The organism is Kribbella caucasensis, assembly GCF_004361855.1.
GTDB lineage: Bacteria > Actinomycetota > Actinomycetes > Propionibacteriales > Kribbellaceae > Kribbella > Kribbella caucasensis.
In genome coordinates, this window is record NZ_SNWQ01000010.1 from 204,458 (window position 1) to 228,349 (window position 23,892).

Annotated in this window: 22 protein-coding genes and 1 pseudogene; 13 read left to right on the forward strand and 10 right to left on the reverse strand. The window is 67.1% G+C overall.

Annotated elements, in window-relative coordinates; translation table 11 throughout:
• Window positions 1–18 precede the first annotated feature (18 nt).
• The 4 genes from EV643_RS21775 to EV643_RS21790 form a co-directional block, all read right to left on the reverse strand.
• Window positions 19–1,773, reverse strand: coding sequence for a CE1 family esterase (locus tag EV643_RS21775; RefSeq protein WP_133801950.1), 1,755 nt, complete (start codon window positions 1,771–1,773; stop codon window positions 19–21).
• A gap of 306 nt (window positions 1,774–2,079) precedes the next feature.
• On the reverse strand, window positions 2,080–2,706 hold the full coding sequence (locus tag EV643_RS21780) for a TetR/AcrR family transcriptional regulator (RefSeq protein WP_133801951.1): 627 nt from the start codon (window positions 2,704–2,706) through the stop codon (window positions 2,080–2,082).
• Window positions 2,703–3,509, reverse strand: coding sequence for a strictosidine synthase (locus EV643_RS21785; RefSeq protein ID WP_133801952.1), 807 nt, complete (start codon window positions 3,507–3,509; stop codon window positions 2,703–2,705). The genes EV643_RS21780 and EV643_RS21785 overlap by 4 nt, the downstream gene beginning before the upstream one ends.
• A 43-nt stretch (window positions 3,510–3,552) precedes the next feature.
• A complete protein-coding gene (locus EV643_RS21790; protein WP_133801953.1) occupies window positions 3,553–4,413 on the reverse strand; it encodes an alpha/beta fold hydrolase in 861 nt (286 codons plus the stop codon).
• Between the two features lie 225 nt (window positions 4,414–4,638).
• Between EV643_RS21790 and EV643_RS21795 the strand changes: the two genes are divergently transcribed.
• Window positions 4,639–5,469 (forward strand): enoyl-CoA hydratase/isomerase family protein, encoded by an 831-nt coding sequence (locus EV643_RS21795; protein WP_133801954.1) that lies wholly within the window; start codon window positions 4,639–4,641, stop codon window positions 5,467–5,469.
• 74 nt (window positions 5,470–5,543) lie between these two features.
• Window positions 5,544–6,122 carry a TetR/AcrR family transcriptional regulator gene (locus EV643_RS21800; RefSeq protein ID WP_133801955.1) on the forward strand — a complete coding sequence of 193 codons (579 nt, stop codon included), beginning with the start codon at window positions 5,544–5,546 and terminating at the stop codon, window positions 6,120–6,122.
• Between the two features lie 35 nt (window positions 6,123–6,157).
• On the opposite strand, the gene EV643_RS46955 is transcribed toward EV643_RS21800, so the two are convergent.
• On the reverse strand, window positions 6,158–6,568 hold the full coding sequence (locus EV643_RS46955; RefSeq protein ID WP_370452333.1) for a GlxA family transcriptional regulator: 411 nt from the start codon (window positions 6,566–6,568) through the stop codon (window positions 6,158–6,160).
• Here EV643_RS46955 and EV643_RS46960 point away from each other — a divergent pair.
• The 7 genes and pseudogenes from EV643_RS46960 to EV643_RS21835 all read left to right on the forward strand — a co-directional run bounded on the left by EV643_RS46960 (window position 6,567) and on the right by EV643_RS21835 (window position 12,133).
• Window positions 6,567–6,920, forward strand: a complete 354-nt coding sequence (locus EV643_RS46960; RefSeq protein ID WP_370452334.1) for an alcohol dehydrogenase catalytic domain-containing protein — start codon at window positions 6,567–6,569, stop codon at window positions 6,918–6,920. The genes EV643_RS46955 and EV643_RS46960 overlap by 2 nt on opposite strands.
• A 171-nt stretch (window positions 6,921–7,091) precedes the next feature.
• A pseudogene (locus EV643_RS44985) lies at window positions 7,092–8,345 on the forward strand (zinc-binding dehydrogenase); the annotation flags it as partial.
• A gap of 159 nt (window positions 8,346–8,504) precedes the next feature.
• Window positions 8,505–9,320, forward strand: coding sequence for an oxidoreductase (locus tag EV643_RS21815; RefSeq protein ID WP_166665528.1), 816 nt, complete (start codon window positions 8,505–8,507; stop codon window positions 9,318–9,320).
• A gap of 148 nt (window positions 9,321–9,468) precedes the next feature.
• Entirely contained in the window at window positions 9,469–9,783 is a 315-nt protein-coding gene (locus EV643_RS21820) for an alpha/beta hydrolase (RefSeq protein ID WP_133801957.1), read from the forward strand.
• A 171-nt stretch (window positions 9,784–9,954) separates the two neighbouring features.
• The gene (locus tag EV643_RS21825; RefSeq protein ID WP_202869680.1) at window positions 9,955–11,037 is read left to right on the forward strand and encodes an SMP-30/gluconolactonase/LRE family protein; all 1,083 of its coding nucleotides are present in this window, start codon (window positions 9,955–9,957) and stop codon (window positions 11,035–11,037) included.
• Between the two features lie 53 nt (window positions 11,038–11,090).
• Entirely contained in the window at window positions 11,091–11,681 is a 591-nt protein-coding gene (locus tag EV643_RS21830; RefSeq protein WP_133801958.1) for a TetR/AcrR family transcriptional regulator, read from the forward strand.
• Window positions 11,682–11,737: 56 nt separating this feature from the next.
• Window positions 11,738–12,133 carry an SDR family NAD(P)-dependent oxidoreductase gene (locus tag EV643_RS21835; protein WP_133801959.1) on the forward strand — a complete coding sequence of 132 codons (396 nt, stop codon included), beginning with the start codon at window positions 11,738–11,740 and terminating at the stop codon, window positions 12,131–12,133.
• 1,010 nt (window positions 12,134–13,143) lie between these two features.
• On the opposite strand, the gene EV643_RS21840 is transcribed toward EV643_RS21835, so the two are convergent.
• The 5 genes from EV643_RS21840 to EV643_RS21860 all read right to left on the reverse strand — a co-directional run bounded on the left by EV643_RS21840 (window position 13,144) and on the right by EV643_RS21860 (window position 19,272).
• On the reverse strand, window positions 13,144–13,860 hold the full coding sequence (locus EV643_RS21840; protein WP_238165711.1) for a GAF and ANTAR domain-containing protein: 717 nt from the start codon (window positions 13,858–13,860) through the stop codon (window positions 13,144–13,146).
• 329 nt (window positions 13,861–14,189) lie between these two features.
• Window positions 14,190–15,296 carry an AMIN-like domain-containing (lipo)protein gene (locus tag EV643_RS44990; RefSeq protein ID WP_202869681.1) on the reverse strand — a complete coding sequence of 369 codons (1,107 nt, stop codon included), beginning with the start codon at window positions 15,294–15,296 and terminating at the stop codon, window positions 14,190–14,192.
• A 286-nt stretch (window positions 15,297–15,582) separates the two neighbouring features.
• Window positions 15,583–17,232 (reverse strand): hypothetical protein, encoded by a 1,650-nt coding sequence (locus EV643_RS21850; protein ID WP_133801961.1) that lies wholly within the window; start codon window positions 17,230–17,232, stop codon window positions 15,583–15,585.
• Window positions 17,233–17,537: 305 nt separating this feature from the next.
• Window positions 17,538–18,224, reverse strand: a complete 687-nt coding sequence (locus EV643_RS21855) for a TetR/AcrR family transcriptional regulator (protein ID WP_133801962.1) — start codon at window positions 18,222–18,224, stop codon at window positions 17,538–17,540.
• 424 nt (window positions 18,225–18,648) lie between these two features.
• On the reverse strand, window positions 18,649–19,272 hold the full coding sequence (locus tag EV643_RS21860) for a TetR/AcrR family transcriptional regulator (RefSeq protein WP_166665529.1): 624 nt from the start codon (window positions 19,270–19,272) through the stop codon (window positions 18,649–18,651).
• 128 nt (window positions 19,273–19,400) lie between these two features.
• Between EV643_RS21860 and EV643_RS21865 the strand changes: the two genes are divergently transcribed.
• From EV643_RS21865 to EV643_RS21880, 4 genes are all read left to right on the forward strand, one after another.
• Complete coding sequence (locus EV643_RS21865; protein ID WP_133801964.1) at window positions 19,401–20,417, forward strand: alpha/beta hydrolase; 1,017 nt, start codon at window positions 19,401–19,403, stop codon at window positions 20,415–20,417.
• Window positions 20,405–21,763 (forward strand): ABC transporter substrate-binding protein, encoded by a 1,359-nt coding sequence (locus EV643_RS21870; protein ID WP_133801965.1) that lies wholly within the window; start codon window positions 20,405–20,407, stop codon window positions 21,761–21,763. Before EV643_RS21865 ends, EV643_RS21870 begins: the two co-directional genes overlap by 13 nt.
• Window positions 21,764–21,948: 185 nt before the next feature.
• Window positions 21,949–22,761, forward strand: a complete 813-nt coding sequence (locus EV643_RS21875) for a carbohydrate ABC transporter permease (RefSeq protein ID WP_202869682.1) — start codon at window positions 21,949–21,951, stop codon at window positions 22,759–22,761.
• Window positions 22,758–23,582 (forward strand): carbohydrate ABC transporter permease, encoded by an 825-nt coding sequence (locus EV643_RS21880; protein WP_133801967.1) that lies wholly within the window; start codon window positions 22,758–22,760, stop codon window positions 23,580–23,582. The genes EV643_RS21875 and EV643_RS21880 overlap by 4 nt, the downstream gene beginning before the upstream one ends.
• The last annotated feature ends 310 nt before the right edge of the window (window positions 23,583–23,892 follow it).

Genomic DNA, 23,892 nt, shown 5'->3' on the forward strand with positions numbered 1-23,892 from the left:
GGCCTGATGCTTGTCCGGTCAGCGCTGCAGCTGGACGTTGTTGCCCTGGGCATCCTTGTTCCATCGGGAGTACCAGTCCCAGAGGACCCGTGCCTCCTCGGCGATGGTGCTGTGACCGCGACCGCGGGTGACGCCGTACCTGGCCACGGTCGTCTCGTCCGCGTTCTTCCAGGAGGAGATGTCGTACCGCCCGACTCGCTGGACCGACGCCGGAGTGGTCGGCGTACCGATTGCGTCGTTGCGGTTGATCCAGTACCGCATGGTCTCACCGACGTACGGCGTCGACAGGTCGGCCGGCCAGAAGTCGAACTCGCCGAACAGCACGAAGAACGGAAGTGTCTCGCCGGTGTAGTCGGTCGTCGACGACGTTTGGCCGCCGGAGGTCGCGCCGAGCGCGGCGAAGTTCTTGGAGAGCTCGAGGTTCTTCCCGGCCGCGATCGTCGTCATGCTCCCGTTCGACTGCCCGCCCAGATAGATTCGGCCCGGATCGACGTTGTAGTCGGTCTTGACCTCGTCGAGAAGCAGCTGCAGGAAGGTCATGTCGATGTGGGCGGCCGTCGTACCCCATCCCGTCCGGTTCTGGGTGTTGAGGCCAGTCGGCACGACGAGGATGAAACCTTCGTCATCCGCAACCTCCCACCACCGGGAGAAATCGAACATCGAGTACATCGTCAGCCCGGAACCGTGCAGCGAGATGACGGCCGGCACGTTCTTACCCTTCCTCGCGGCCTGCTTCGCCTTGGCGGGCACATAGATCATGTACTCGCGCAGCCGACCGGCCAGCTCCATCGTCCTGAATTGGACACCGAGCTCGTCGTAGTCAGGTCGCGAGCCAAGAGTGTTGCCGCCGACGTTGCCGCCGTAGCGGGTGTAGCGCGACAGGAAGTCGTCGTAGATGCCGGCGGCGTTCTTCACCTTCTCGGCGACGGCGACGGCGCTGAGCGAGCCGTCGGCGACGTAGTACTTCAGTGCGCCCTTTCGCTGGTAGAAAATCCTTCCACCGTGGAACCCGGCAGACCTGGTCTCGGTCTGGTTGGCGTCCTTCCAATACCGGACGACACCAGCGGCCTTGGCGTCCAATCGGTCCTCCATGATCCAGACCGGAAGCGGGACGCTGCTGCTCGCGACCCGCTGACCGTTCCAGTCCGGCGTCGGATAGAACGTACTGTCCAGTTGCTTGAGAAATGCGGTGTCGATGTCGCTGGCGTTGACGAAGGTCGCCGCGGCGACGAGGGTCGGGTCCTTCATGACGATCTGCTGCAGCACCGAACCGGGGCTGTCGTACCCGACGACGTAGTAGCTCTCGGGCGGGAGGTACCAGGTGCCGCGGCCGTCGGGGGAGTTGACGCTGATGTTGGCGTAGGCCGTTTCGAGGTAGGACCGCTCCTCGTCGGGTGATCCCCACCGTCCGGACGCGTCAGGCTCGAAGACGTACAGGAGAAACTTGTTCTTCTCGGCCAGGTCGATCCATCCGCTCTCGACCAGCCAGGAAACGGTCCGCTCACCCACCGGGACGTTGAGCACGACCATGGAGGCACCGAGATGCGCAGCCTTGGGGACGTAGAGCTTGGCCGTACGGTCCGTGCCCGAGATGGTGCGCTCGAACAGCCCGCTGATGCCCATCTTGATGCCCGCCATCGGCTCGTAGACGGGCGTCGTGGCGCTGAGCTGCTGCACGGGCGGAAGCCCGGACGCCTTGGCCGCCCGCGCGAATCCCGTCAGGGGAACCATCATCGCGGCCGTCAGAACGATGATCAGGAGCCTGTTCTTCACTGTCTGCCTCCAGTGGATGTCGACGAGCCGGACGTCCGGTCATTTCGGCACAACCTTGGCAGGGCTGCGTGATTCACGCAATGGGTCATGCGCGAACTGTGAGCAAGCGGTCGGCCGTGCCCAGGCAGATCACTCCCCGAAATCGGCTCTTTCTCCAGCTAGGGAGGAGATCCATCTGGGGTGAGCCTGCCTAGGTCGCATCGGTGCGAATGAGGTTCGACGTACAGATACGCAACGAGTTGCGCAGTCTGCGCAGATTTTTTCTGTCAGGTCGGGCTGGAAGGGGGGCAGTTTCAGCCGTTGGCGTCAGCGAGGCAGCAGGATGCCAACCTGCCTCTGGATGTCCTGCAGGATCTCGTCGACGCTCAAGGCGATGTTTACGCTCGCCGCCATGCTGACGAACATGACGGCGGACACGATGCGTGCCAGCGCCGCGGCGTCATCCTCTCCGACCCGCTGGTCGCGGCGCAGCACGGCGGCGACGGCTTCCTCGGTCTGCGCGACGATGCCGAGCGCTTCGCGGTGATGGGGCTCCTCGGGGTCGCCGAAAACCATCTCTCGCAAGTAGGTGCGCCCGTTGTCGATCTGGATGCGGTTGCATTCCACGATTGGCTGGACGATCGCCAGCACTGCATCCAGCGCATCGGGAATGGTTTCGGCATCCGCCCGGCCCCGCTCGAGCGCTTCGGCGTAGTGGGCGTTCTGCACAAGCAGGAGGAGCTCGCCCTTGGTCTTGGCGTAGAGGAACAGCGTCCCGGTGCCGATGTCGGCCTTGTCGGCTATCTGCTGGGTCGTGACCTCATCGACGCCGTGTACGGCGAACAGTTCGCTGGCGGCAGCGGTGATGCGGTCGAGTTTGTCCTGCTTGTTCCGCTCGCGCCGTCCGACCGGGCGAGCGGATCCGGCGGTCCTTCCCCCGCCCGCGCCGCTCACTCCTCGTACCCCGGCAGGATGTCGCCGTTCCTGACGTAGGTGAGGGCGGCGGCGACGTCGTACGCGTGGATCGCGGAGGCGAGTGGTCTCAGCTGGTTCGACAGTTCCTCGATCACCTTGCTGGTGAAGAAGGCGTCCCGTGATGCGGTGTCGGTGAACCCGAGGATGAGCGAGGCGTGGAAGTGCTGGTCGTCGGGGTTGTCGTGGGCGACGTCCGGGGTGTCCCACAGCTTCTCGATCCAGGGCAGGAACGTCTGCGTGCGCAACTCCTTGAGCACTCCGGTGCCGGCGAGTGCGGGAACGAGCTGTTTCTTGATGAACCTCCGGAACTCACCGGCGCCGACTCCGTCTCTGCGGCGGAGGTAGACCAGGGCGCGGGCACCGACCGTCTCTCCCGGGCCGGCGACGTCGTACCAGCGGGACGAGTTCGGCGGGCCGGCGTAGAGCAGAGTGCGGCGGAACACGTTGATCTCGTCCTTGTAGGCCAACTGCGTCTGCTTGCGCCCTTGCAGAGGTGAGAGCGCCGACTGGAAGGTGACTTCCGCGACGCCGTCGACCTTGCGGTCGGCGGGGATCGAGGTCTCCACCCCGTCGGTCACCGGCCACCGGCCGGGGTTGTGCTCGGCGAGGTGGATCTGCCGGTACTCCGCCAAGCCCGGAGTGGCGGAGATGATCCCTGAGTGCGGGCCCTTCCAGTAATCCATCCCGGTCTGGCGGGGCTGGTCGGTGCGCACCCACAGCAGGATGGAGGAGGTGAGGTGCTTCTTCACGTCCGGTTGTACGGCGGATGGTGACGTGCTCATGGTGTTGCCCTTCTCTTCTTGTCAGGAATGTGCGTTGCGGTGGTCATCGGCCGAGGAACTCGACGGCGACGGGGGCGAACTTCTCGTGGAACTGGAAGATGCCGCCGTGACCGGAGTCGGGGTAGATGATCAGCTCACTGTCCTTGATGCGCCGGTGCAGATCCTCGGAGAGGATCGAGGGCACCATCCGGTCGTTGTCGCCATTGGCGATCAGAGTGGGCTGGGTGAGCTTCGACAGGTCGTCGGGGGTGGAGCGGCCCCACTTCTGGATCGCCTTCAGCTGTGTCCGGAACGCCTTGACCTTGATCGGTGCGTCGCGATCGGCGGTGCGCTCGTTCAGCCGGTTGACGAACGCGCGGGCGGCGGGTTTGCCGGTGGCGTTGCGGTTGAAGAACAGGAACTCCTTGGCGTCGGACCGGGTCAGGGTGGCGCGCAGGATGTCCCAGTAGGTGGTGGCGACGACCTTGTCGATGTTCTTGCCGCCCTTCGGCCCGGTGCCGGTGAGGACGAGCTTGCGGACGAGCTCGGGGTGCTTCACCACGAGGGCCTGGGCGACGAAGCCGCCGAGAGAGAAGGAGAAGACGTCGATCTTGTCGAACCCGAGCGCCGTGATGAAGGTGTAGGCGTCGTCGGCCATCGCCTCGACACTGTCCGGCACCTGGCCCGTGGACGCCCCGACACCGCGCTGATCGAAGGCGATGACGTGACGCCCCTTCGCGATGGGGTCGATGATGCGCGGGTCCCAGTTGTCCAGGGTCGCGGCGAGGTGGACGAAGAAGACGACGGGGATCCCGCCCTTCGGCCCCAGCTCGCGGTAGCCGTAAGTGACGCCACCGGCGGTGACGGTGCGGGCCGGGGCTTTCGCGTAAGAGGTGATGACGGGCTCGTTCTGGGTGTTGCTCATGACTGCTGTCCCTTTCTGGTTCGGATCGCCCGTCGCAGTTGCGGCGAGTCAGTTCCGAGTAGACTCAATCATGAGTCCCCTCAGAAATTTTGTCAAGGGAGGTTCCGCATGCCCAGCGGAGTACGGAGATCGCGGTGCTCGTCCAGACCTTCGCCCCAGTTGTGCAACTGTTTAGAGTATGATCATAATATTATCGAGATCGCAGCCTCAGACAGGAGCACCGCCATGAATCGGCCAAGCACCATCAGCATCGAGCGTCCGAACCCCAAGATCGCGAACATCACCTTCGCGAACCCGCCTGTGAACCTGGTCGTCGGCGAGACCGTGACGCGGCTTCACGAGCTCGTCAAGGAACTCGGCGACGACCCCGACATCCAGGTCGTCGTCTTCAAGAGCGGTGTTCCCGACTTCTTCATCAACCACTTCGACCTCGCCGCGGCCGCGGACTTTCCAGCGCCGGAGGATGAGGATGAGGTGCCGATCTGGACCGACCTGGTCCTGCGGCTGGCAAACGCGCCGTACATCACGATCGCGTCCATCCGTGGTCGCACCCGGGGCGGCGGCAACGAGCTCGCGCTGGCTCTCGATCTGCGCTACGCCAGCCTGGAGAAGGCGATGTTCGGCCAGCCCGAGGTGGGCAGTGGACTGTTGCCCGGAGGTGGCGGGACCGAGCGACTGCCCCGGTTCGTCGGTCGCGACCGTGCTCTGGAGGTCATCTTGAGCAGCAGTGACTACGACGCCGAGTTGGCCGAGCGCTGGGGGTGGGTCACGCGGGCTCTGCCGGACGCCGAGCTGGACCAGTTCGTGGACACCATGGCGGCCCGTCTGGCGTCGTTCGACAGAACCTCGCTGGCGTCCGCCAAGTCGATGGTCAACCGGGCGTCGCTACCGCCGGACGCCGACCTGGTCTCGGCCTATCGCGAGTTCGCCCACTCGCTCACGCTGCCGGGGTTCCTGGCTCGCGCCGCCGGCGCTCAAGCCTTGATCGCCGAGAAGGGTCTGGACTTCGAGTATCGGATGGGCGAGTACATCGGCATCGCCAATCAACAGGCCTGACGGCGCCGTAGATTACGAATGTAATATAATACGTGGGGAGACCCGGGTGGGCCTCCCCATGAGTGGAGGAGTCGATGGCGCGGTACGGCAAGGAGCACAAGCAGGCGACGCGGCAGCGGATCACCGAGACCGCCGGTCGCCGGTTCAAGCGCGATGGCATCGACGGCTCGGGGATCGCGACGCTGATGGCGGACGCCGGGCTGACCAACGGCGCCTTCTACGCTCACTTCGAGTCCAAGGACGATCTCGTCACCACGATCATTGCCGACCAGCTCCGCGGACAGCGCGAGTGGATCAGCAGCACGGCAACCGACCGCGCCGGGGTGGAGCGACTCGTGCGCGAGTACCTGTCACCCACTCACCGCGACAACCCTGAAGAAGGCTGCCCGTCCGCAGCGCTGCTCGACGAGATCGGGCGCTGCCCGGATGCGGCCAAGCAGGCGTATACCGACGGTTTGCTCGGGTTCATTGACGACATCGCCGCCGTACTGGCGCCACGCGATCCGCAATCGGCGCAGGCAAAGATGCTCAGTGCCTACGCGCTGATGGTCGGAACCATGCAATTGTCCCGTGCCTTGACCGACCGGCAGCTTTCCGATCAGGTCCTCGAGCAGGGCATCCAGAACGTCCTCACCTTGCTCGACATCACGTAGGCCCCCGAGGGCGAGATGGTAGCTGGACTGTTCAGTCAGTGGTTCTGCGCCAGCGCGCCTCGGAAGGTGCGTCGGTATGCGAGTGGTGAGACGCCGATCGCGGCGTGCAGGTGTTCCCGCAGCGAGGTGCCGCCGGCGAAGCCGACCTGGCTCGCGATCTCGTCCACCGCCAGGTCGGTGGATTCGAGCAGATGCCGGGCCCGGCCGACACGTTGCTGGATGAGCCATCGTCCCGGGCTCATGCCGACTTCGTCGTTGAAGCGGCGGGCGAAGGTGCGCAGGCTCATGTGGGATTGCTCGGCGAGGTCGGTCAGGGCCAGCGGCTTGTGGAGGTGTTCCAGCGCCCATTGGCGGGCGGCGGAGGTTCCGTGCGCCGTGGGATCGGGGACCGGGTACTCGATGTACTGGGCCTGCCCTCCGTCGCGCCATGGCGGGGCGACGCACATGCGTGCCACGTGGTTGGCGACCTCGCTGCCGTGGTCCTTGCGCACCAGGTGCAGGCAGACGTCGATCCCCGAGGCGGCGCCGGCAGAGGTGAGCACGTCGCCGTCGTCGACGAACAGGACGTCGGGGGTGAGCGAGATCCTCGTCGCCGTCCACGCCGCCGGCGTCAACCCGACGGACTGGAAGAACCGCGCCCAGGCCACCACCATCGCCGGGATGCCGCTCGTCCTCGGCTGGGACGTCTCCGGCGTCGTCGAGGCCGTCGGCATCGGCGTCACCCTTTCAAGCCCGGCGACGAGGTCTTCGGGATGCTGCCCTATCCCGGCGGGGTGGGCTCGCACGCCGAGTACGTGACCGGACCTGCCCGTGTCTTCACCCACAAGCCCGCCGGTATCGACCACATCCAGGCCGGCGCCCTGCCGCTGGCCGCGCTCACCGCCTATCAGGCGCTGGTCGAAACGGCCGAGGTCCGCGCCGGGCAGCGGGTCCTGATCCACGCGGCGGCCGGCGGTGTAGGTCACCTCGCTGTGCAGATCGCCAAGTCCCGCGGCGCGTACGTCATCGGCACCGCCAGCGCGGCTAAGCACGACTTCGTACGATCCCTCGGCGCGGACGAGGTGATCGACTATCACTCGGTCGACTTCGCCAAGGCAGTCAGTGATATTGACGTGGTCCTCGACCCGGTCTCGTTCGACTCCGGTGCCCGCGCCCGCTCCCTCGAGGTCCTGCGCCCGGGCGGCACCCTCGTCTCGATCCTGCCGGTACCCCGTCGAAGCCGACGAGTTGGCCGCGATCGCCGAGCGGGGCATCCGCTACGAGTCGCTGCTCGTCGAGGCCGACCACGCCGGCATGCAAGCTATCGCCGACCTGGCCGAATGCGGCGCCCTGCGCGCCCACATCGAGGCGACCTTCCCGCTCGCGGAGGCCGCCAAGGCGCACGCCCTCGGCGAGACCGGCCGCACCACCGGCAAGATCGTGCTGAGCGTGCGGGAAGAGACCGGCAAGGCGCAGCTTGCCCTCCGACTCATGCAGGATCTGTTCCAGCGCGGCGACACGGCCATCGTCGACCGGCTCGTGCGGCCGGACTACATCCAGCACAACCCGCTGGCCCCCGATGGCCCCGACGCCCTCAAATACTTCGTCGCCACCACGCGGCAGCAGTTCCCGGACGTCACCTACGACCCTCAACGGGCCATCTCCGACGGCGACGTGGTGCTCCTGCACTCCCGCAACGTCCTCGTGCCCGGCACCCCGGGTACGGCGGTGTTCGACATCTTCCGCTACCAGGACGGGAGGATCGCCGAGCACTGGGACATCCTCCAGAACGTGCCCGCCACCACCGCCAACGGCAACGACATGTTCTCCACCCTCAGCCGACCGCAGACCCAGGCGCCGGGACAGCGGTGGTTCACGGCGTACAACAAGAAGCTGGTCACCGCGTTCGTCGACCAGCTCCTGGTTCGCAAGGACCTGGTCGCCATCGACACGTACGTCGGTACCGAGTACCACGAGCACAGCCCCAACATCCCCGACGGCGCGGCGGGCCTGAAGGCCGGGCTGGGCGCACACTTCGAGCAGTTCCCACAGCTGAATGTGGTGCCGAAGCGGGTCATCGCCGAGGGCGATCTGGTCGCCGTCCACAGCCACTACATCGACACACCAGGGCAGCGCGGCCGGGCGGTGATCGACCTGTTCCGGGTGCGCGACACAAAGATCGTCGAGCACTGGGACGCCTCGCAGGACGTGCCGGAGACCTCCGCCAACGACAACACGATGTTCTGACGGCCGCGGGGCCGTCGCGAATCCCCGCACGGCCCCGCAAGCCGGCTTGGCAATCTCAGATCGCCGGATGTGATCACTTGCCATCGACCGGTGATCGCCGTATGGTCGTACGAACGTAAGGCATACGAACGTAATTCAAAACTATTGGAGCCCGTGATGACAGCAACTCGGCAGGTCGCGCTCGTAACCGGCGCCACCTCAGGCATCGGCAAGGCGACAGCGATCGCGCTGGCCGCCGCAGGCTTTGAGGTGATCGGAACCGGCCGCAACACCGCGCGCCTCACCGCGCCTGCCGGGGTGACCTACCTCGACCTCGACGTGACCAGCGACGAATCGGTCGCCTCGGCGGTCAAGCAGGTGATCGACCGGTTCGGGCGCATCGACGTCCTGGTCAACAACGCCGGCGTCGGCTCAACCGGCGCAGGCGAGGAGTTCTCGATCACCCAGACGCAGGACATCTTCGACATCAACGTCTACGGCGTCATGCGGACGACCAAGGCGGTCCTGCCGCACATGCGGGCGCAACGGCAGGGACGCATCATCAACGTCTCGTCCCTCAGCGGGTTCGTCCCCAGCCCGTTCATGACCGTCTACGTCTCGACCAAGCACGCGGTCGAGGGCTACTCCGGCTCGCTGGACCACGAGGTTCGCGAGTACGGCGTGCGGGTCCTGCTCGTCGAGCCCGGCCCGATCAACACTCCGTTCGCAGGCCACAGCGTGGAGGCCGACACCCCCATGCCGCTCTACGCGGCGGGACGGCGCAACTACGACGAGCTGCTGGAGAAGAACCTCAGCAGCGGCGACGACCCCGCCGTCGTCGCCAAGGTGATCGTCGGGGCGGCCACCGACCGGAACCCGAAACTACGGCGTACCGCCGGTACGACTGCCCGGACCATCAACGCGGTGTACCGCGTCGCCCCGGCCCGGATCTTCGACCGCGTCATCCGCAGATTCAACCGGATGCCGAACTGACGCTCACCTTTCGCGTACCCGAACCCGTCCGAAACCGCCTGGGCACGGCAAACGTGCCCAGTCATGAGAAGGAGTGTCCGTGATCGACATTTCGGCCGACAAACCTCGGCACACCCAGCGACATCCCCCTCCGTCAGACAGGAACACGATGACTGAGCAACCCTTCAACCCGCAGCTGCGGGCCGCGCGATTCCTTCCCCGCACCATCATCACCGCCCGAACGCTTCCCACGCTCCGTGTCCTCACCAAGCTCACCCGGAGGGCTCGGCGGCCGGACGCGCAGGTCGTCTCCGTGGACGCCGACGTGTCAGTACACGTCTTCCGGCCGGCTTCGGCCCGGCCTCGGACGCCGGCGCTGTTGTGGATCCACGGCGGCGGAATGGTGCTCGGCGACGCGGCGCAGGACAGCCGGTTCTGCCGCCGGATCGCCGATCAGGCCGGCGTCGCCTGCCCCTTCACGTAGTGCCCGGCGCCTACCACAACTTCGACTCGTTCGAAGCGAAAGCCGCCATCTCCCGGGCCTTCCTCCAGGCCCAAACCACCGCACTGGACGAAGCACTCAACGGCAGTTGACGGACGCAAGCACCCGAAAGTCCGTTGATGAGTCACTCGTTCGATTTACCGAGGAGAAGTCATGCAGCAGCAACGCCAGCAAACGGCCCGGCGCAGTGCAACGAGCGCAAGGCGTTTTCTGAAGAAGAATGTGGGAATCGCGCTGGCGGTTACCGCGACGGCGGCCGTCCTGGGGTCGGCGCCGTCCGCGTCCGCCGGGACGGGACACTCGTATCGCGGATCCGTTGTCACCGACGTACGGACCGCGGCGACGTTCGACTACGCCGCCGGCGAGATTCCCGAGAACATCACCGTCAACCCTGACGGCTCAGCGACCCTGTCCATGCTCGGCAGTTGCGCGGTGTGCCAGCGCACCCATGGGCCGCAGTTGATGCATATCTCCGCGTCCGGAGACCGCACGGTGCTCGTCACCGGGCAGGTGGGTGAGGCGATCAGCGGCAACACCCGTGGCAATGACGGCACCGTCTACTACAGCGTGTGGGCCCCGGGCAACGCGGCCAGGAACGGCGTGTACGCGCTGCGGGAGAACGGTACCCCTCAGCGCATCGCCGCTCTGCCCGCCGACGCCGGCCCCAATGGGCTGGCCATCGACCCCGCCGGACGCACCCTCTACATCGCGGACAGCTTCAAGGCCACCGTCTGGTCCGTTCCGGTCTCGGGCGGATCGGTGACCCCGTGGCTGACCGATGCCGCTCTCGCGCCCGTGCCGACCGAAGCCCTGCCGATCGGTGCCAACGGGCTCAGGTTCCACGGCGGCGCTCTGTGGGTCAGCAACTTCAACAAGGGAACACTGCTGCGGGTACCGGTCACCGGCACCGGCGCGGCCGGTCCCATCCGCGTTGTCGCGGACGGTCTGCCCAACATCGACGATCTCAGCTTCCCGACCCCCTGGTCCGATGTGGTGTTCGTGGCGCAGAACGGCTCCTCCTCGCAGAACGGTCCGGACAGGATCGTGGTGGTCTACCCGAACGGCACCTACAAGGCGGTACTGACCAGCGCGGACGGTCTCGCCTCGCCCTCCGCGACCGCGGTTCGGGGCGACCGGTTGTACATCACCGACGGCGGGGTCCCCGAGCCCCACGACGCGAAACTGCAGACCGGGAGGATCAACTTCGCTGCTCTGTTTGCCAACGCGGCACACTGACTCGGCCCAGGGCGGTGTCCGGAGCCCAAGCCCCGACCTAGATGGAGGAACGCATGGTGCGGTACACGAAAGAACACAAGCAGGAGACAAGGCAGCGGATCATTGCGACGGCCGGCCGCCGACTCAAAAGCGACGGCATCGACGGCTCCGGAGTCGCGACGCTCATGAAGGACGCGGGCCTGACCAACGGCGCCTTCTACGCCCACTTCGCATCCAAGGACAGCCTCGTCGCCGTCGCGATCGCCGACCAACTGCACACATTGCAGGCGAACATCGTCGCGCAGGCGGAGCCCGGCCTGGCCGGCCTCGAACAGATCGTCCGCTGGTACCTGTCGGCCGACCACCGGGACAACCCCGGCGACGGCTGCCCCAACGCCGCCCTGCTCGACGAGATCGGGCGCTGCGATGACGCAACCAGGCAGGCGTACACCGACGGCGTGCTAGTTGTCATCGACGGCTTCGCCGCCCGCCTGGCCCCACACGATCCGCCGTCGGCGCGCCTGAAGTCGCTCAGCCTCCTCGGCATGTTGGCCGGGACACTGCAGCTCTCCCGTGCCCTGACCGACCGGCAGCTCGCCGACGAACTCCTCGAACAGGGCATCCGCAACGCCCTCGCACTGCTGGATACCGAGCAGCACAACTGAGACGCCATCGGCGTATCGCCCGCATGCTGCGACCCCACAACAGAAAGAACGTCAACATGCCTTCCCTCAATGGAGCAGTCGTCCTGGTCACCGGGGCAAACGGCGGCATCGGAAGCCACTTCGTCCACCAAGCTCTCGCGCGTGGAGCGGCGAAGATCTACGCCACGGCCCGCACTCCTCGCACGTGGGACGACGAGCGCATCGTCCCCCTCACCCTCGACATCACCGACGCCGAATCCATCGCCGCGGCCGTGGCCGAAGCGCCGGACGTGACGGCGCTCATCAACAACGCGGTCTTCGACGCCGTCGAGGCCGGCGAGTACGAGGTCCTCGCCGATGAGCTGACCACCCAGGTCAAGGCGGCTCTGAGCGGTCCGGTCGAGGCGCTCTATCCGGAGCTCCGCTCCCTCGACCGGATCGCGGTTCCTGTCGCAGGAGGAGGGCTCGTCTGAGCAAATCCAGGAGTCCGGGACTTGCTCTTCTGGGTTCATACCTGTGCGGTGTACGGCGAGATCTGGTGCCGTATGCACGAACGGTTCTTGCCGTGGGCAACTTTGACTGGTCGGACGTTGTCACTGGTCTGACGGGGTTGTCATCGGGCGCGGTGTTGTCTATCGTGGCGCGTGGTTGGGAGAACAGCCAGGCGGCGAGGGTGCCGCCGGTGTCGACGGAGATCGAGGATCCCACCGCCTCCAGGTCATCTGCTGTACTGCGCTGTGCCCGCGCTCGGCCTGATCAGTCGTGGTTCGGATTCGCCATCGCCACACCGTGCACATCCCGCCGCCGAGCCAGCACGCGAACGGTCAGGGGTGAGAACAGTGGCGTGGATGATTCATTGCTGCGGTGATCGGCGCAGAGGCAACGACTGGCTGATCGGCGGGGTGGGCTGACGGGCACCGCGGTGATGGCGCCGCGAACGAGACTCACGTACGTCGACAGGCACGGGCACCCGATCAACCGCAGCACCTGGCTGGCCTTGTCCGCCAGGCGTGAGTACGTGGTGATCGAGTACGACTGCGTGGCCGGGGGTCGTCACCAGCCCGGGGCCATTCAGCAGCAACGAATGCACCGAGCCCAGCACGTCCACCAGAGGCTCATCACTTCGCCCATCTGTAGCCACGGTGCCACCCGTTCCTGCCCTGACCGACCTGCTCCCGGCAACCGATCGAGCCCACGGGCGGAGGGCGGACAGCTACAGATGAACAGTGACGGCAATTCAGACGCTACGCCGTCTGGCAGCGATTACCAGGTGGCGGGGTGCTCCCGCGGAGACGGCCGGCCCTGGCGGCTGGAGCCGGGGGGGTGGGCTCAACAAGACGCGCAGAGTCGACCGTCTTGCCTCCAGTGTTACGCCATCGCCTTCGCGTAAGCCGCACTGACGTTCAAAGAGTGGTCAGTTCGCAACCGAATGTTGAGCAAGCCGATGCGCCCAGGGCATGGTGCGTGCGGACACCGTTCGCGATTACTTCGGTGAATCCGTCGTACGTGGGATGTCGGGGAGCTTTCGGGTGGTGATGAGATGCCGGGCTACCGCGTTGAGCTTGATGTTGTTCTGTTGTGAGTATCGGCGGAGTACATCGAATGCCTGGTCTGGAGTGAGGTTGTAGCGCTCCATCAGGATGCCTTGAGCCTGGCCAATGGTATTTCGGGCGTCCACGGCGAGGGACAAGGTGGTTGTCTGCTGGGCAGTGGCGACGGCGACGGCGGCATGCTGCGCGAGAATGTGTGCGGTGGCCTCCTCGTCGCGGCCGAAGGCGTACGGCTTCTCCGCGATGAGATTCAGGGCACCGGTGGCCGCATCGTCGGCGTGGACTCGGACACTCAGAACGCTGCGGAGTCCGAGTTCGACCATGGCGGACGCCCAGGTGGGCCAGCGATGCTCGGTGAGCGTGTCCGGCACGAGTTCGCTCACTCGGTCCGCGATTCCAGCCAGGCACGGTCCTTGCCCGCAGTCGAGCTGCGTGCGGATGGCCTGTTCGGCGAGGGGGTCGGTCACAGCTGCGACCTCGAGATGACTGCCGCGGCGGACCAGCACGAGGCTGGCGTGATCGCAGCCGACGGCTTGCAGCGCGAACCGTACGATCGACTCGACTGTTGTTTCGACGGTGGGTTGGCTGTGCAGTCGCATCGCGAACTCGGCGAACATCTCGGCAACGCTGCCGTCGTCGTCTTTCTCCACGCCGCTCACCGTCCCCAGGCGATCCCGGTCTGGCGACTGACGAACACCGTCCCGGCCTTCGCTGCTACTCATGGACAGTAGCCCTTCACCAACGATTGAGCACAGGGGTGCGGTCCAGGGTGAAGCGTCGGCTGATGCGCGCAGTGATCAGTTGACTCCGTCAGACGGGCACTACCCGCGCCGGCTCGTCAGTGTGCACGCGTTCATTCGAACATGCACGAGCGAACGGCAACGACCGCCGCTGCCCAGGCGTGAGACACACCTGGGCAGCGTCACCGGCAATGGAGTACGAAGTCGGCAGCGCAGTACGTCGCCAGCACCGGTGTTCATCACCAGTGGTGGGCGATGTCGATGACGAGCCGGCTGTTCGAGCCCGGGCCGGCCAGGGTGAAGGTGCGGAACGGGAGCCGGGCGCGGACGCCCACACCGAGGGTGGTCTGGCCCTCGAAGCTGCCGGCGTGGGCGACCTGGCGGAGCGTGCGGAAACCGGTGACGTTCACCAGTTCGCGCCGGTTGGCCGGGCGATAGGTCGACTGATAATCGGCGTCGTAGTCCGGTGGCGTCACGATGATCTGAAGCTTGGCTCCGCCGCGTAACGGCACGGGGTCCCCGGAGCCGTCCATGGAGACGACCGGCACGTACCGAACGTCGTAGCTCAGGTAGCCGCCACGGACGTCGACCACGACGCGGTCAAAGCAGGCGTGCCGGCCGGCCCGAACGTTGGTCAGGGCACCGTAGCTTGCGGCGGTGCCGGACCGCCTTCCGGCTTCGGGTAGCGAACCCCAGCCGGACGGGCAGGCGGTGGTCGCGGGGGAGGCCGTCCATCGATGGGCGATGTCGATGACGATGCGGCTGTCGTTGCCCGGGCCGGCCAGGGTGAAGGTGCGGAACGGAAGCCGGGCACGAACGCCGACACCGAGGGTGGTCTGGCCCTCGAAGCTGCCGGCGTGGGCGACTTGGCGGAGCGTGCGGTAGTCGGTGACGTTCACCAGTTCGCGTCGATTGGCCGGCCAGTAGCTTGTCTGACCCGCCGGCGTGTAGTCAGGCGGCCGCACGATGACCTGAAGCTTCGCTCCGCCGCGCAACGGCACCGGAGCCCCGGAACCGTCCATCGACACGGCCTTGACGTAGCGGACGTCGTAGCTCAGGGAGCCGCCGCGGATGTCGATCACCAGGCGGTCGAAGCAGGCGTGCCGGCCGGCGCGGACGTTGCTCAGGGAACGGTCGTAAAGCAGGTTGCCCGCACGATGACCTGATTCAGGCAACGAGCCCCAGCCGGACGGGCAGGCGGTGGTTGTCGCTGCTGTCCGGATCGTCGCGGAGGAGGCGGTGCCGGCGAAAGTCGGTACAGCGACCGCGCCCACCGGGACGGCGGCGACGGCGAGAACGGCCAGTGCGGTTCGGATCGGTCTGCGGATGGTGTTGGTGGTCTTCATGATGTCCTCCTCTGGACACTCACTTAGACACCTCCCAGCGCCTCGCAGTTTGCCTCTGGACTTGGGGACTTCACCCGCGCGGACGATCTGACCGCGACCTTCCGAAAACAATTGGCTGGGTTCATCACCATTAACAGGTTCGCCTCCTTCAACAGCGCAACGGGCTCGGCCAAGGCGGCTCCCCGCGCCTGCCGCGATTGTGCTTGAGGCGGCTGTGCCGGCTGAGGCCGTCTTGCGTCAGGCGGATCCACTGCAGTAGCCGGTGGATCCGCCTGGCCTGTCTGCGTCAGCTGCAGCCGGGGAACGCGAAGGAGCCGATCCTCGTCTGCCAGCCGTTGTTGGAGGAGTTGCGGTAGTACTGGTTGACGTACCAGAAGGTGCAGTCGTCGACCGGGTCGACGTTCATCGACGTGTAGTCGCCCCAGCGGTTGCTGACCAGTTGCGATCCGGTGCCTGCGATCATGCTCGCCTCGGCCTGCATCGTGCCGAGTGGTGCGGTGGCGAGCCGTCCGGTGAATCGGACACCCGGGAACACCTGCTGGCTGGAGACGCTGTAGCCCAGCGCCATGTTGCCCCTCTCGTCCATGGCGATGCTGCCCATCCAGCGGTGCACCTTGTCCGCGGGCGAGTAGGTGCCCTGCTGGAAGACGCTCCAGCCGGAGCCGGTGTTGCGCAGCTCGTACCAGCGAGTGCCGGCGAGCTTGGGCTGTGCTTCGACGGACTGGTTGGTCACCATCGCCTGGTGCGTGCCGAAGTTGCGGTAGGCCAGCCGCCAGATCGGCCGCTGCCGATACGACAACACGTCGATCAGGTTCTTGGTCCCCGGCTGCGGGATGCACGCGCGGGAGTTGTTGCCCCGGCACGGGAAGATCGAGTCGAACGATGCCACCGGCAACGATCCGGTGAAGGTGAAGGTCGATGCGGCCGGCGTGGCCCAGTCGACGTGGAACTCGAACACGTTCAGTGCGTCGGCCGGCGCCCCGTACTGTGCCCCGTCGTCCATCGAGCCGACGTAGAAGTTCGGCGTACCGGCGGGCGGCGGCTGGTTGCCGTCCAAGTCGGTGGGCAGCAGGCCGTCGCCCCGCAGCCATGGGGTATTGCCCGGTGGCAGGAGGAAGCTCACCACTGCGGCGTTGGGATCACCGGCGTACAGCTGGTCCTTGTTGACGACGTAGGCGCCGTTGCCGGCGAAGTTGTCGTCCGGGTCGAACTCCCTTGTGCTGATGTAGAGCCCGTCCGGCCAGACGCCGTACTTGGGGTAGTCGGGGAAGTTCAGGCCGGTCGGTACGGCGTACCGGAAGTAGGCGCCGAGCGGGTCGGACGTCTGCGATACCGCGATGCAGTTCCAGTAGTTCGGGCCGAGGGCGGTGAATTGGGTGAGGATCCAGCGGTCCGCGAACTGGTCGTGCAGCACGATCGGGTCGCCCGCGCTGTCGGAGCAGTGGGGGATGGCGAAGCCCTGCCACAACGTGCCGAGGTCGGCCGGTCCGAACAGCTTCGTGCCGAACTTGTTGTAGATCGCGAAGCTGAGGTTCACCATCTCGACGTAGTGGTTCGGACCGACGTCGCCTACCGGGTCGGGCGGTGAGACCTGCTGGATGTTCGGCACGCCCTCGAACGACTGGATCAGCGTCGGCGCGTCACCCGCTGCCGGTGTGGTCTGTAGGGCGGCATCACCGCTGTACCCGGTGTCCCGCGGTACGGCGCCACGCTCGACAGGGCTGGTTCCGGTCCTTCGCGGTGCGACGACCTGAAGATCGCGCAACGGCTTGCTGCGGTCGAAGGCGGCGACCTTCGACACCTTCGGCTTCTGCTGCTGTTGCCGCTCGGGAGCGCCGGAGGCGCTGGAGACGGCGAGCGTCGATGCGACGAGTGCCGCCCCGACGATCGCCACTATGAGGCCTCGGCGGCGCGAGGCTGTGGACACGGTGCGCATGGGGTTCCTCCCGGTGCACGTGCGAGCGCGACCGGTCCCCGCGCGACACCCCCAAGTCAGTCGCACCCCGGGAGCGGCCACGGGTGCGTCGACGACGTACCACCAACCTCGGTAGCACCACGACCACGCCGGGTCAACAGGCTGCGCGCTGACAACCCTGGCGCGGTTCGAGACCCGGGCACGCTGGCCGGCGGATACCAGCCCAACTCGGCGTCCCGGCCACCTGATGTCCAGTCGGGAGCCTGGCCGCGAAGCCCGGCGAACTCGGCCTGCCGTCGTGCCGGTTGCCGGTGCTCAGGCCGCTGTCAGGCGTTGCGGGGATTGTCGGGTCGTGTTCGGATGGTGACGCCGTGCAGGGTGATATCGACCAGCGCGCCGGCGTGCTCGACCGCAGGCATCGGCTGGCCGGTGATCGCCCGCACGATCAGCACCCCGGCCAGCCATTCGACCAGCAGCTGTGCGTCGGCGTCGGCGCGAACTGGTTCGGCGCGCCGCCGGGCCCGGTCCAGCGCGGCGGCGGTCAGGTCGGCCCGGTGCCGAAGGTAGCGGCGGTACGCGGCGGCCGCTGCCGGCGCACGGCAGGCCTCGGTGACCGCGAGCCGGATGAACTCGACGCCACCTGGGGTGGCGGCGAATGCCAGCGTGTCGCGGTAAGCATGTTCGAGGTCGCCGCGCAAGGTGCCGGTGTCTGGGTCGGGGATCTGCACATCGAACAGCCCGGCCAGAGCGTCCTCGGCGAGCTCGGCCTTGCCCGGCCAGCGGCGGTAGATGCTGGCCTTGCCGACCCCGGCCGCGGCGGCGACGTCGTCGATGGTCATCTTGTCGAAGCCGCGCTCCAGCAACAGGCCGATCGCGGACTGCATGATCCGGGCCTCGACTTCGGGGTTCCGCGGTCGACCGCGCCGCGCCGACCCTGGCTCGGGCTCAAGCGCGGTGCGGGTCTCGGACCCGGGCCTGGGAGCGGACGGAGGCTCGCGTTCGGAGGCGAACATACGGCGGGTCCTCCTCATCTCTGGTAGGTCGGCGGGCTGCTGGACCTATAAATCCAGTAGGGCAGCGGGCTGCTGGGCCGTCCAGGGGTGGAGGAGTGTGACTTGCTGACGTGTCCGCGAGGGAGCCCTGGTCGAGAAATGACTTGCGCCCGTGAGGCCAAGTCCCAGTCCTGTGAGGCTGCTATCGCGCTGAGGACCAGCCGGTACCGTCCGGCGAGCAGGTTCGAGTTGATCGTCTGGTACGGCGGCCTCCGTAGCCGTAGTCGAGACGCTGGAACAGGTGCCACACGACCACGTGGTCGTACGCGCGTGGCCTGGTCGGGTGCGGCAACGCGTGTTCCGGCCTGGTCGGAATCGGGTCATTCCGGTGGCTGTTCGGACGGTGGCACCTTGACCACACGCCGGGCTCCAGGGATGCGTGTCGTCAGGACGTCGCCATCTGCGTGGTCTGCTGAGCCGCCCATTGGGCGGCTGCGTCGGCGACCGGGATCGTCGGGTTCACCAACCACGCGGCCTCGAGTCCATAGCAGTACGCGATGATCTCCATTGCCTTGAGCCGCGGGTCGATGTCGTCGCGCATCTCGCCGCGCTGTTGTGCGGCGCGAAGGGTCGCCGTCACGCGATCGATTGTCGTCCCGTAGCCCTCGACCAGGCGCGGGTGGAGGTCGGTGTCGGGGCTGACGTTCTCCCCGAGCACGACGGTGTTCATGCCGAGCAGGCTGTACACCGTGTCGTCGTGCTGGCTCGGCCAGCTGGCCATGTGCCTGGCGATGATGTTCACGATCTTGACGCCGGGGTCGGGGCCGTCGCCCCACAGCCATTCCTCGGTGAAGGCCAGGTGGCGGTCCAGTACGGCGTTGAGCAGTGCTTCCTTGCTGCCGAAGTGATACAGCAGTCCGGTCTGTGACACGCCCGCCTCGGCCGCGATGTCGGCGAGGCTTGTGCCGCGTGCCCCGTTGCGGGCGATGAATCGCACGGCGACGTCGACGATGCGCTCCCGTGTCTCGAGGCCCTTGGCCGAGGTCTTGGGCTTCTGGGCGGCGCGCACGGTCGATCTCCCTCGCAGTGGTCGTGACGGTCGCCGCCAAGCATAGACAACTGACTGAGTACTCGGTAGCTTTTGCAAAACAGACTGAGTACTCAGTCTGGAATGATGGCAACGAGAGGACGGATCCGATGAGCGCAGTGTTCGGGCGGGGGGCCTCGGTCGGCCGCGATGGGGACCCTCCGCCACGGCCGCACGAGCAGGTCCAGGCGTTCCTGGACAGCTCCGGTCCGTCGCCCGATCCATGGAGCGCCGACATCGCGATCGTGCGGGCGGACGCACGCGAGAAGGTCCTGGCGGTGACCGGCGAGCCCGTGCCGGTGGCTTCCGTTGAGTCGATCGACGCGGACGGCGTGCCGGGCCGGCTCTATCGGCCCACCGGCGGGGAACGAGAAGTGCTGGTCTGGGCGCACGGCGGCGGCTGGATGCACGGCGACCTCGACACCGCCGACGGTGTCGCCCGCGCTCTCGCGAACCGGGCCGCCTGCGCGGTCTTGTCGATCGACTATCGGCTCGCGCCCGAACATCCCTTCCCGGCCGGCTTCGACGACGCATGGACCGCGATCACGTGGGCACGGCGCAACTTCGACAGCGTGGCCGTCGGTGGCGACAGCTCGGGCGGCAATCTCGCCGCGGCGGCGGCGCTCAAGGCGCGCGATGAAGGCGTCGAGCTGGCGGCCCAGCTGCTCGTCTACCCGGTGCTCGACAGCACCGAGGACACCGACTACAAGATCGCGTTCCAGCAGCGGTATGCCCGCTTCGCGGGCCGGCCGGGCTTCGGCTCCAACAGCTACCGGCGGCTCGAGCACATCTGGGAGACCTACGTCCCCGACCCATCGGCCCGCAAGGCGTCGTACGCGTCTCCGCTGCACGCCGAGTCTGTGTACGGCGTCGCGCCCGCGACGATCATCACTGCCGAACACGACTTCCTCCGCGGCGAGGCCGAGGACTACGCCCGGCGCCTGAGGTCGGCCGGCGTACCGGTCGAGCTGCACGAGTACGCAGGCCAGATTCATGGCTTCTTCGAGATGTTCGCCGTCATGACCGACGCGCATCATGCCGTCGGCGTGGCCGGCGACGCCGTCCGTCGCGCCTTCCAGTCCAGCCACCCCAACGAGCCTTCGAAGGAGTTCTCGTGCGATCACTGACCCAGTACCGCGGAACCGTCCGGGTGGTCGCCATCGCCGCGGCCGCTGCACTGCTCCTCGCCGCCTGTGCACCCGGCGGGAACTCCGAAGCCGGTCCGGGCCCGTCCAAGGAGGTGTCCACCGGCGTCGGCAGCGAGCCTGTCACGCTGAAGCTGCTAGTCAACAGCGGCGTCGACGTCCCGTTCTACACCGCCCTCGGCGAGCTGTTCCACGCCAAGTACGACAACGTCACCGTCAAGGTGGAAAACCAGGACTACGCCACCCTGACCACGAACATCGCGCACATCCTCGCCGGGAGCAACGTGCCCGACCTCGTCCGCGTCTCGCAGCTGGGCAACCTGATCAAGGACCACCTGCTGACCAGCCTCGACCCCTATGCCAAGGCGTACGGGTGGGACAAGTGGCCGCAGTCGCAGTTCGCCTCCACCCGCGTCGGGCCGGACGGCAAGCAGCGCGGGACGGGTTCGCTCTACGCGGCCGGCGCCGGTTTCGGCCTGACCGGGGTGTATTACAACAAGGCGCTCGCGCAGCGGATCGGCATGACGCGGCCACCGGCGACCGTCGCCGAGTTCGAGCAGCTGCTCGCCAGGGCGAAGGACGCCGGGCTGCAGCCGATCATGATCAACGGCAAGGACGGCGGCAGCGTCTATCCACTGCAGAACCTGGTGATGTCCTCCGCGGGCGACGCACAAGCCGTCCAGGACTGGAACTACGCCAAGACCGGCGCGAGTATCGACAACGCGGCGACGGTCAAGGCCGCCACGACGCTGCAGCGCTGGGGACAGGCGGGATACCTGCCGGCCGACGTGAACGACATCGACCAGACCCGGGCGCCGGCCGAGTTCATCAGAGGCAACGGCGTGTTCTTCCCGAGCGGCAACTGGCAGGCGCCAGGACTCGACAAGGCCGGGGCCGGCCAGTTCGGGTTCTTCCTCTTCCCGGCCGGCGACGCCGGTGGCCCGTCGTACGCGATGACCGCTGCCGCCAACCTGGGGATCCCGGCAAAGTCGCCCCATTCCGACGTCGCGGCCGCGTTCCTGGACTTCGTGCAGACCAGCCAGCAGGCGCGGCAGGACACGGTGACCCTCGGCGGCCTCGTGCCCGCGGGCCCGGCGGACGCCCCCGCTCCGACCGCGCCCGAGGGGTCGGCGGTCGCCGCCACCGTGAGCGCGTTCCAGGAGCTGCTGAAGAGCAACGGGTTGGTCGGCTTCATGGCTGATGCGACGGCTTCGATCCACGTCAACAGCCTCATCCCGCAGACGCAGCTGCTGCTGGCCGGCAAGACGACGCCCGAGGCGTACGCGGCCAAGGTGCAGTCCGACTACGAGCGAGACCTCGGGCGATGATCCCGGCGAACCGACCCGGAGGTGATGCCGTGCGGAGCATCTCGAGCCCGCCGGTGATGCGGCAGGCTTCGCCTATGGCGGAACCGTCGAGCGCGTCAGCCCCAACGCAAACCGTCGTACCGTGCCGAACCACACGGCGGGCCCGGCACTGGAGGGCGCTGCTCTGGGTAGCGCCGGGGTTCGGCATGTACGCCGTGTTCGTGCTGTTCCCGATGCTCCAGTCCGTTCAGTATTCGTTCTACGACTGGGACGGCATCGGCCCGGCGACGCCGGCCGGGCTGGACAACTGGAAGGCGATCTTCACCCAGCCGGAGCTGCTGCACTCCGTGGAGCACGCGTTCATCCTCATCATCTTCTACACGGTCCTGCCGGTCGGGCTCGGGCTGGTCGCGGCCTCACTCATCCGCGAACTCCGGCCCGGTGCGTTCAGCACGACCGCCCGGGTGGTGCTGTTCATCCCGCAGGTGCTGCCACTGGTCGCGGCGGGCATCGCCTGGACCTGGATGTACTCCTCGGACGGTCTGGTCAACGAGGTCCTGCGCGCGGTCGGCCTCGATCAGCACACCCGGGCGTGGCTCGGTGACTTCACGTTCGCCTTGCCCGCGGTCGGCGTCATCGGGGTCTGGGTCATGCTCGGCTTCTGCACGGTGCTGCTACTCGCGGGCATCGGCAAGATCGATCCAGCGCTGTACGAGGCGGCCCGGCTGGACGGCGCCGGGCGGATCAGCGAGTTCTTCGCAGTGACGCTGCCCGGGCTGCGGAGGGAACTCGTCGTGTGTACGACGTTCACGATGATCGCGGCACTGGCGAGCTTCGACGTCATCCAGATCGCAACGCAGGGCGGCCCCGGCTACCAGACGATGGTGCCTGGCGTGGAGATCTACCGGCTGACGTTCCTGCAACAGCACGTCGGCCAGGCCTCGGCACTCGCGGTGTTCCTGGCCGCCCTCGTGCTGGTGGTCATCTGGCCGATCCAGCGTCTTGGAAGGGAGAAATGACGACGTCCGCGGTGGCCCACCGCGTCACGCGCACCGCCATCCTGCTCGCGCTGATGCTTTTCGCGATCGTGCCGCTGCTGAGTATGTTCACCACGGCGCTCGCGGCGCCGGGCAGCACGCCCCAGGGGCTGAGCTGGCCGAGCGACCCGCACTGGAACAACTTCGTGGACGCGTGGAGCGCGGCGAACTTCCTCGCTCTGTTCCGCTCGAGCACGCTCATCGTGCTGGGCGTCGTCCCGGCCACGGTCGCCATGGCCACCGCCGCGGGCTACGCCCTCGCCCAGCTGAACGTGCCCTTCGGCAAGGCGATCTACGGCCTTCTGCTCGTTGGGCTGACCCTGCCGTTCGAGGCACTCATCACCCCGCTGTACTACGACCTTCAAAGCATGGGACTGCTCGGGACGCGGCTGGCGATCGTCCTGCCACTCATCGGGCTGCTCATGCCGTTCGGCGTCTTCTGGATGCGCGCGCACTTCCTCGGCGCCGAGCAGGCGCTCACCGAAGCCGCGAAGGTCGACGGCGCAAACACCTGGCAGACGTTCCGCCGTATCCACCTGCCACTCGCCACGTCCGCGTGGTCCGCGTTGGCTGTGCTCTTCTTCCTCGCCAGCTGGAACCAGTACCTGCTGCCCCTCGTCCTCGTCGACGACCCGACGAAGCGAACCGTGGCCGGTGGGCTGGGCGCCTTCCAGGGCCAGTACGGCACCGACATCGTGCTGCTCTGCGCCGGATCGCTGCTGATCATCCTGCCTTCGTTGGTGATCTTCCTGATCTTCCAGCGCAACTTCGTCAAGGCGCTGATGCAAGGAGCCGTGAAGTGATCTGTCGGCGACGGATTGCCGCGGCCGGGCGGCGGCAGCGCGCGTGCGGTAACTCGCGTGTGACGCCGCTGGTGGCAATCAGGGCGGCGAGGCTCTTAGGCCGGTCATTGTGGACCGGTAGCAAACCCCACGATGGCACTCGGCCGAGGGAGGGAACCGCCAAGGCGCCGACTCACAGTGCGAGCACGGAAGTTGATCCAGGTCGGGGCTGAGCAGCTCCGGGAGTCCGGGATTTCCCGTTCCGGGTTCTGGGCTGCCCGGACTGCTACGAGACTCGTGCCGAGAGCAAGCAATGGGCAGCCGGGCATCG